The sequence below is a fragment of the Aquiflexum sp. genome (assembly GCF_977115555.1).
In genome coordinates this window covers 1-2,392 of the sequence record NZ_CDSBKL010000528.1, presented here as the reverse complement: position 1 = coordinate 2,392, position 2,392 = coordinate 1, and the positions used below count along the sequence as shown (strand labels likewise).

Below are 2,392 nucleotides of genomic sequence, written 5' to 3'. Positions count from 1 at the left end.
CCTCGAAATCATTCATAATTTCTTCTTTGCTCATGCCATTTGACATCCAATTCAAAACATCATAAACAGTAATCCTAGTCCCTTTGATACAAGGTTTGCCAAATCTTTTTTCAGCCCGAATTTCAATATATTCTTGATAGTTCATATTCTACAATTTTTCCAAACTTTAAACCACTTTTTAATTTATAATTCTTAATTCAAAACTTTTCACCTCACTCCATAACTCAACCGCATCGTGATCGAAGCGGTTTTTTCTTTGGAACTTGTATTAAAAGTACCTCCCCAAGAATAGTCCTCGGCGGAATTTTGACCGGTGATCTGGAAGATTCCCATGTTGGCGGAAAGTAGGTTGCCAAGTTTAGAGCCGGAGTTTTCTGCTATTTTTTCAGCCCTTAAACGTGCATCTTCGGTTGCTTTGGAGATCATTTCGATCTTGAGACTCTCGAGTTGGGTATAGTAATAGCGGGGAGGCTGTGAGTAGAATTTTACTCCCTGAAGCAGGAGGTCGGTGATTTCTCTGGAGATTTTTTCCACCTTATCCACTTCATTGGATTCTATTGAAAGCGTTTGGTTGAGTTGGTAACCTAAAAATGTCTGTCCCATAAAATTGCCGCTGCTGCTATAGTTCTGTCGGTACAGCGGATTGGTATTGATGGCTTGGAAAATGATTTTTTCCTTGGGAATGCCTTTGGAAACCAAGTAATCTGTGACGGCTTTTCTGTCTTTTTCAAGGTCTGAATAGGCTATTTTTATATCCATGTTTTCCCTGCTGAAATTACCTTCCCACACTACGAGGTCGGAGGTAAAGTTCTTTTCCCCCAGACCTGTCACATCCACTGTTCCGGATTTTTTGTTTCTGTTGATGATGGCATTACCAAGAATCGCAGCGGAGACAATGATTGCCAAGGCGAAAATTATTGCTGTCAGGTGTTTTTTCATGGTTTGCATTGGATTGGGAAGAATGGGGTTTGGAGACTTCTATAAATTTAGAAATAAATCTTTGGGATCAATATTAAGATGAGCTGAATTTTGAATTGCGACCGTATTTGGCTTTTCTTTCAAAATCAATTTACCCGCATTCTATATCCATTCCCGACCGGCTTTTCCAAGTCAATGAGGTAGCCATTTACCAGCGCATATTTCAAAGCACCATCTTTGGAAAGAAAGAAATTGGGACTTCCTCCTGTGCGGATTCCAAAAGGAATGGAAGTACTGTTTTTAAAAGCCAAAATCGGTAAATCATACAATTCCCTATCTTCTGCATCTTTGACCTTCACCGCAAGAAATCCTGCTTTAAGCAATTCAAGAGTCTTGTCAGCTGTCAGGTCTCCAACTTTTCCGAAAGCGGTTTCGTAGATTTTTCCTTCTGTGATTTCCATTCCTGTAGCATCCAATTCTTCATAACCGTAAAAAATCGACAAATCCCCCAAATCATCAATTCCCCCACTGACGTAGTATGAACCGTTGGCATCGGTTTCCCTTCTCCTGATTCCCAAATCTATCGGGTAGGTCAAGGAATCTTTTTTCATTTCGATGTTCCGGATCATGACATCCATCAGACGGGTGGCATTTTCGGGAATGGCATCATATTCATCAAGGGAATAATCCACAAAAGCCTGATCTGCGATTTCTTCCATGGCATGAAGCATGATCATGAAATTCAGCTTGCGGATATATTGCTTCTCAGGATCGTTCGGATAGCCGCCGGATTCGATCAGAATGGTACTCGTACCCCATTTCTGAAAGTTATCCCCAAAAGCCCTCGGTTCAAAAGCATCGTCGTACTTGCCGACATGTCCGGGTGCAACAGCTTCCATCATCCTGTTCATCCCGACGATTACCTGCATGGCTTTTTTGCGGACATCGTTGATCTCTGTTTCGAAATTGTATGCAGGTGCCAAAATGGAAATCGTGGCAGGTGTAGCTACCTCTCCTGCTGTATAATAAGTCTGTTGGTCGTGTAGATTAAATCCGAAATCCGGTGAAAAGGTATCACGAGCGTTTTTCAAGATGACAGCCTCAGGAGAAGCGAGTTTGGCGGCATCCCTGTTGAGGTCAATGTCCAAGGCATTTCTCCTCATCCATTGGTCCATGCCGTCAGGATTGACGATGGGGATAAAACGGATAGTAAGCTTCTCCAACAATTTATTCCTTAACTCTTCCAAACCATCATTTTCCCCTTCAAAAAAGTTGAAGAGGTCAAACAAGGCCATCGTCGCAGTGCTTTCGTTTCCATGCATCTGCGACCAAAGCATGACCTTTGTTTCGCCTGTGCCAATGGTCATCTGATAGATTTCCTTTCCTTCTACAGATTTCCCGATTTCTTTCACTGCGAATGTTCCTTTACGATCCTTGACCAAATGAATCACATCAGCATGCTTAAACCTTCGTT

General features: G+C 42.0%; 3 protein-coding genes. All 3 read right to left on the bottom strand.

Features of this window, described 5'->3' with window-relative positions; all coding sequences use genetic code 11:
- Positions 1-145: DUF433 domain-containing protein (locus ACZFYI_RS19150; RefSeq protein ID WP_462525723.1), on the bottom strand; the 145-nt coding region annotated here is incomplete at its 3' end.
- A 62-nt stretch (positions 146-207) separates the two neighbouring features.
- Positions 208-939: an SIMPL domain-containing protein gene (locus ACZFYI_RS19145; RefSeq protein ID WP_462525722.1), complete on the bottom strand. Its 732-nt coding sequence runs from the start codon at positions 937-939 to the stop codon at positions 208-210.
- Between the two features lie 125 nt (positions 940-1,064).
- Positions 1,065-2,392, bottom strand: a 1,328-nt coding sequence (locus ACZFYI_RS19140; RefSeq protein WP_462525721.1) for a M14 family zinc carboxypeptidase, incomplete at its 5' end; no start/stop codon positions are given.

What these genes read in the sequence shown, in the direction of transcription:
- ACZFYI_RS19145 (WP_462525722.1), bottom strand. Translation starts at nt 939, where the DNA reads ATGAAAAAACACCTGACAGCAATAATTTTCGCCTTGGCAATCATTGTC.